Annotated in this window: 6 protein-coding genes; all 6 read left to right on the forward strand. The window is 59.7% G+C overall.

Translation table 11 applies throughout. The features are described from left to right. The first annotated feature begins 2 nt into the window (after positions 1-2). The 6 genes from F7R26_RS39795 to F7R26_RS39820 all read left to right on the forward strand — a co-directional run bounded on the left by F7R26_RS39795 (position 3) and on the right by F7R26_RS39820 (position 5991). Entirely contained in the window at positions 3-188 is a 186-nt protein-coding gene (locus F7R26_RS39795; RefSeq protein ID WP_150986951.1) for a hypothetical protein, read from the forward strand. Positions 189-205: 17 nt separating this feature from the next. Next, entirely contained in the window at positions 206-2197 is a 1992-nt protein-coding gene (gene trbL / locus F7R26_RS39800; protein WP_150986952.1) for a P-type conjugative transfer protein TrbL, read from the forward strand. A gap of 18 nt (positions 2198-2215) precedes the next feature. Beyond that, entirely contained in the window at positions 2216-2980 is a 765-nt protein-coding gene (locus tag F7R26_RS39805; RefSeq protein ID WP_150986953.1) for a VirB8 family type IV secretion system protein, read from the forward strand. 7 nt (positions 2981-2987) lie between these two features. Continuing rightward, the gene (gene trbG / locus F7R26_RS39810; protein ID WP_150986954.1) at positions 2988-3881 is read left to right on the forward strand and encodes a P-type conjugative transfer protein TrbG; all 894 of its coding nucleotides are present in this window, start codon (positions 2988-2990) and stop codon (positions 3879-3881) included. A 9-nt stretch (positions 3882-3890) separates the two neighbouring features. Then, entirely contained in the window at positions 3891-5294 is a 1404-nt protein-coding gene (locus tag F7R26_RS39815; RefSeq protein WP_150986955.1) for a TraB/TrbI/VirB10 family type IV secretion system protein, read from the forward strand. A gap of 376 nt (positions 5295-5670) precedes the next feature. Then, positions 5671-5991 carry a hypothetical protein gene (locus F7R26_RS39820; protein ID WP_150986956.1) on the forward strand — a complete coding sequence of 107 codons (321 nt, stop codon included), beginning with the start codon at positions 5671-5673 and terminating at the stop codon, positions 5989-5991. Positions 5992-6164 lie beyond the last annotated feature (173 nt).

The raw sequence follows: 6164 nt of genomic DNA on the forward strand, positions 1-6164 counted from the left end.
ATATGCGAAACAAGTTCGTTGTGCCCCTCCTCGTTGTTTTTGCGCTGTGCGCCGGCTGTAGTCAGAAAGACAGCCACCCGACGCGGAGCGCGGGCGCTGCGGACGCGTCCCGCTCGTCCGGCGACGTGGCCATTGACAAGGCGTTCGGAGGCATCAACAGCAACTCCGTGCGTAAATCCGATAACTGAACGGTAGGTGGCTCCCCATGCAGTCAAGTTTCACGTCGACGGCCATCCGGCTGTTTCGTTATCTGGATGCGCTCCAGATAGCCTTTATTCGCGCTGTCTTGGAGCAGCCGAAGTGCAGGAAGGCTCTGCGGCTGGGCTTGCTGGTGGTGTTCCTGCTGTACATGGTTTCGCAGGTCACCGCGTCAGCCGACGATTCCTTGCTGCAGTTGGACAAGATCGATGACAAGTTCCGGGGGCTACAAAATGGTTGGTATTCCATCGTCAAGGGCTTTGCGATGGGGCTGTTCTGGAAGCTCGCTTTGGTCGATTTTTGTTGGTCTACAGTAATATATGTATTAGATAAAAACGAGATGCCAGAGATCTTGCATGCCCTTGTGCGGAAGATCTTCAATCTCGGATTCTTCTTCTCGCTGCTAAAGCTGTCAGACGAGTGGATTCCGGCAATCATCAAATCGTTTATCACGATCGGTAAGGCTGCTTCAAACGTCGGCGACCTCACGCCTGATGGCATCGTGAACAAGGGCCTCGATCTCGCACTGGGGTCCTTCCAGATGATCAAGTCGCTGGGGGCCTTCGACAAGATGGTCGTCGTCTTTCCCGTTACTTTCATGGCCCTGCTGATCTTCTTGGCATTCCTCTGGGTAGCGGCGCAGCTCTTGGTGACTTTGATCGAAAGCTACATCGCGATCGGCTTGGGCGTGATCTTGCTGGGGTTCGGCGGGTCGCGATGGACCACGGACTTTGCAACGAAGTATTTGCAATTCGCCGTCGGCACGGGGATCAAGCTCATGGTGCTCTACGCGATTGTCGGGGGCGGGCAGAGCCTGTTCGGCAGCCTGATGATTGATGCGGATCAGCTAATCAAAAGTTGCATGGTGGTCCTGGGTGTAGCCGGCATCTATACCTACCTCGCCATCAATGTGCCGCAGTTGGCTACGGCGATGATGTCCGGCAGCCCGAACCTCACTGCGGGATCGCTAGCAGGAACGGCGGCGACGGTCGCAGGCGCTGCGGTCGGTGCAGGCGCTCTGGCTGCTACTGCGGGCGCTGCTGGCGTCGCTGGCGCCATGGGCGGGGCTGCGGGGGCTGGAGGATTAGCGCAAGCTCTCGGCGCGGGCCTGAACTCAGCTGCCGACCACGGCAAGACGGGCTTGGCGGCTGCCGGTCACGCGGCTAAGGAGGTAGCTTCCCACGGATTGGGCCTGGCCACCGGTGCCGCTAGCGGGGCAGCGGGCTCCGCGAAGACCGCGTTCGCCGATAAGCTAGGTCAGTCCACAGGCGGAAAGATTGCATCGAGTATCGAGGCGACGCGCGGCGGCAGTGTTCAGGGAGCGTCGGCGCCGGCCAATGCTGGTGGCGGGGCTGGGCCGACACCCGCCGGTGGCAATGCCGGTGCTGATGCCGGGGGACAAGGAGAGGCGGCGGGCGCCGAGCCGGCGCAGGACAGTGGCGCACAAGCTGGCTCGAGCGGCGTTAGCGCGGGGGGCGATGCAGCTGCGGCAACGGCGGCATCGAGCCCGGCACCTGCCGCGGTGAGTCCTGCGGCACAGAGCGCCAACCCTAGTGGCGCTACTGGGAAGGCGGTTGCCGCTCAGCCCATCGCTGCCGGCCCCTCGGGCTCAGCTGTGGGGCCGTCTGGAGCTCCGACTGCGGCCAGCGCGGTTGCACCCGCAGCTGGAGTCGGCGGCCCCGCCGCTGCGGCGTCGGGCAGCACCCCAACGGCTCCGCCGGCTCCTGCATCCAACTCGCAAGCAGCCCCGACGCCACAGCCTGCGCAGGCGCCTGATAGTGCGGTGGCACCTGCGTCCGGTGGCGATGCTTCCAGCGCCGCGCTCTCTCCGACTGAGGATGGCGCCTCGGCAGCGGGCAATGCCGGTGGCCAGCAAGGCCAGCAGGGAGAGCGCAAGCCCTCCGCCGGCGAGAGGATTCGCAACTTGGAAGGCTATGTGCCGCAGGACGCCGCAGGCAATGCTGCGATCAACATCAACATTGGCCACGCGCGCGACTGATAAATAAAGTGAGGATTCATGCTCTGGCGTAAGAAGGCAGATCAGGATGCCGCCGCAGTAGCGGACATCGACAATGTCGGAGCTGGCGCAGATAAGGCGCCGGCGAAAGCTAAAAAGAAGGGCCGCGATGCGGTGAATCCGTTCGTGGAGCACCAGCGGCACCAGGACGATCGTTATATGAACCTGGCAAAGGCGAAGGCCAACTGGCAAGTCGCTTTCTGCATGCAGACGGCGTTGCTATCCATCTCGATAGCCTTCAACGGCTACGCACTGCTCAAGCCGAAATTTCAGCCCTATGTGGTTGTTCAAGACCAGATTGGGCACGTGGTGGCGGTAGGGCCGGTCGATCAGAGCAATCCCATAGACTCGCGCCGCATCATTCGTGGACAGACCATCGAATGGGTGGAGAACGCACGCGCTGTTATTGGGGATCTGAAGGCAGCGAAGAAGAACTTTGATTGGGTATATGCGCGCGTGGCCGCCGGTTCGCCGGCCAAGAAGAAGCTTGATGAGTTCTATCGCCAACGTGAGCCATACAAGACCGCAGCTACCTCAAGCGCCGTCGCAGTCGTCACCCTGGCTCTCCCCATCGGAGGCAACACGTGGGACCTGGAGTGGACGGAGGAATGGCGCAATCTTCAGGGTGAGGTTCTCAGGAAGGAACGCTGGAAGGTGAAGCTGACGTACACCATCGTCGCGCAAGACTCGGAAGAGAACATTCGCCGGAATCCTGCCGGTTACATGGTCACTGACTTCTCCTGGTCGAAGCAAAGTGGGATTTGAGGCAAACATGATCGTGAAAAAGCAAATTCTCGTAGCGCTGTCTGTCGCTTTGCTGTCGTCGGTGGCCGGCGCCGGTACCGGCACAAGCAAGAAATTTCTGACGTTGGAAGACGCTGCGCTGGCGCAAGCTAAGAAATGGCAGCAGACGGGGGTCGCAAAGCCCATCATGTCGGACGATGGGAAAGTGCTCTATCCATTCGGCCAGTACATGCCGACGATCACATGTGCGCCCCTGCGTGCGTGCGACGTCGAGCTCGAGCCCGGTGAAAATGTGAGTGGCAAGCCAATGCTCGGCGACTCCGCCAGGTGGCTGCTCTCCAAGGCCCAATCTGGCCCGGCTGAGAAACGCGTGACTCATATCGTCGTGAAGCCGACGGACACCGGCCTGGAAACGAACATGATCGTCACTACCGATCGGCGCACGTACCACATGCGTCTTTACTCAAGCGCAAACGAGCGTGATTACATGAACCGGGCGGGCTTCTACTATCCGCAGGACATCGTTGACGAGTGGAATGATGCTGAGCAAACCGCGCAGAGGCGAGCCAAGGAAGACGGCGCCCGTGTCGTCGCGGATCTTCCCCCTACGTCAATCGATAAGCTCGATTTTAGCTATAGCGTCGACGGCGACAAAACGCTCTTCAATCCTACGCGGGTCTTCAACGACGGGACACGGACCTACATTCAAATGCCCGAGCAAATGAAGTCGGCGGAGGCGCCAGTGCTTCTGCTGCTCGATCGCGAAGACAAGCCGCAGATCGTCAACTATCGTGTCAAGGACGCCTATTACATCGTGGACAAGCTGTTCGACCGGGCCATGCTGGTCGTTGGTGTCGACTCGAACCAGAGCAAAGTGACGATCACATGGAACAAGGCGCCGAAACGCGGCTTGTTCTGGTAAGGGCGCGCCATGGCAAAAGCAGAAGCCAATAGCGATCCGTTCGCATCGCCGGACTCCGTTCCTCTCAAGGGAAAGGTTACTGGCATCACCAAGTTGTCTCGCAAGGCAAAATTGCTCATGTCGATGGTCGCCGTTGGCACAGTGGCGGGCATTGTCTTTTCCATCATGACCGTGGGGGATGACGCTGCTCCGGTTGCCTCGAGTGACCCGAATGCGAGCGACAGCGCCAAAGCAAAAGGCATGGAACTAGCTCGCGCGGACGGCAATGCGGACGAGATACCCGATGGACAGGCGTCAGCCGTTGCGGACAAGTTGGGGGTGGATACGTCGCTGGGCGGCGGAATCCAAGTGGGCCCTGCCGAAGTCGGAGCGGCGAAGAGCGGTGATGTGGTGAAGCTCCCGGAGACGAACGGTGTACCTGGCAAACAAGGGGAGGCTACGCCGCTTGTGCCGGCGCCAGGGCAGGGAGCCGCGCCGGCGGCTCCGCCGGCTGAAACCAGCGAACAGGCAGCGGCACGTCGGGCGCGAGACGAACGGGACGAGAAGGCACGTCAGGCTAGGGCCGCATCCATTGAAAGCGCCGGCGTCTCCGAAGGTGTCGCGGGCGGTCCAGGGGCGGCAAACGCTCAAATTGCCAATGCAGTTTCGCAAGCTGCAGCAGCGTTAGCGGGGCAGGGTAAGCCTGGTACCGGCCTTGCAGGACTCGGGTTGAATGGGCAACAAGAACAAGACGACGTGAACAAGCAGATCCGCAAGGAATCTTTCTTGCGGGATGCTGGCGCGAGCTCTGGAAGTACCTACCTGCAGGAAACGAAGCAGAAGCCGCTTGGCGTGTACGAAATTAAGGCGGGCTGGAACATTCCGATGGTGCTGGAATGCGGCATCAATTCGGACCTGCCGGGGCAGACTTGCGCGAGGGTCAGCGAGAACGTCTACGATACGGTGTCTGGTCGTCACCTCCTCGTTCCGCAGGGGACAAAGGCGATCGGCATGTATGACAGCCGGATCGCTGTTGGCCAAAGTCGTCTACTGGTCGTCTGGAATCGCCTGATCTTTCCGGATGGGACAAGCTTCGTCATACAGGGCATGCCTGGTACTGACGGCGCGGGGAACGCAGGTTTCGACGGAGACGTGAATAACCACTATGCTCGAATTTTCTTGGGGGCGGGGTTGATGAGTCTGGTGTCTGCTGGCGCCCAACTCTCGCAGCCGCAGCAGTCGTCAACGAACGGCACCGCTCCTTCGGCGCAGCAGACGATCGCCGCCGCTATGGGGCAGCAGCTGGCTCAGGTAAGCGGTGCCATGATCCAGCGGAACATGCAGATCCAGCCAACTATTACGCAGATGCCCGGATACCGCTTCAATGTCACGCTCACTCGCGACATGTTGTTCCCAGCTCCTTACGGGCGTTGAGCGCCCTTTCCCAAGCGAATCTGGAGCCCCACACGGTTGTAGTGGGGCTTTTTTACAGCCGCTTTTTCGTGCCATTCTTTTAGTATCAGCTACAATCGCAAAGGAAAAGTCATAGGAAATATCCACTGGGGGGTGGGGGCAATCATAAAATATGAAAGCTGATAAAAATAGCCGCGCGCGGTCTGCGACGAAGACCGCAACACGACGTGACGTTTCAAGCGCTCGCACACCACGAAAGCCCATCTCAGCGCCGGCGCCTGCGAGCGTTCCTGAACCGGCAAACATGGTACGGCCCAAGCGGCTTGGGCGTCCGCGAACGCGGCTCGAGGAGCCGAAGGTCGTGCCTACCCGATGTCCGGAGAACATGTACACATACTTGAAGATGATCGCCCCTCTCGAGTGGCGCTCGTTGACCGGAATGTTTCAAGACATGATGACCCGATTCCTTGCTACAGAACCTTGGAAGCACGGCCTCCTTTGGCGCAAGCCGCGCACAGCGCTGACGTTTCAAGATGGAGTCGCGGGCCGCACAGGTTGGGAGCAGGTGAACATTCAGCTTCCGCCGGAACTAGCTGAGCAAGTGGAGCATGCAGCAAGGGGCGTGGGTGTGTCGAAGGCCGCGTTTTGCTACACGGCTATGTTCTGGTGGATTCAGTACATTTATCCGCCAAAAGCTGTCAAACGTCTGTCGCAGTAAGCGGTATGTGGTGTCGTTTTCCCGACTTTAACGCCACGGAGCTTTTTCCAACGTAAGAAATTCGGGCCCTCGCCGGGCTCGTTTGACATGCGGAGAGTGCAATAAAAATATCAAAAAACCGTTGCGCCCAAGAGTCGGCTATCATAATATTGCAATATCGCAGGAGCGTAAAT

Source organism: Cupriavidus basilensis, assembly GCF_008801925.2.
GTDB classification, from domain to species: domain Bacteria; phylum Pseudomonadota; class Gammaproteobacteria; order Burkholderiales; family Burkholderiaceae; genus Cupriavidus; species Cupriavidus basilensis.

Bases quoted from the DNA above. Each gene is read 5' to 3' on its own strand.
- F7R26_RS39805 (WP_150986953.1), top strand. From the start codon at position 2,216: ATGCTCTGGCGTAAGAAGGCAGATCAGGATGCCGCCGCAGTAGCGGAC.
- trbG (WP_150986954.1), top strand. From the start codon at position 2,988: ATGATCGTGAAAAAGCAAATTCTCGTAGCGCTGTCTGTCGCTTTGCTG.
- F7R26_RS39815 (WP_150986955.1), top strand. From the start codon at position 3,891: ATGGCAAAAGCAGAAGCCAATAGCGATCCGTTCGCATCGCCGGACTCC.
- F7R26_RS39795 (WP_150986951.1), top strand. From the start codon at position 3: ATGCGAAACAAGTTCGTTGTGCCCCTCCTCGTTGTTTTTGCGCTGTGC.
- trbL (WP_150986952.1), top strand. From the start codon at position 206: ATGCAGTCAAGTTTCACGTCGACGGCCATCCGGCTGTTTCGTTATCTG.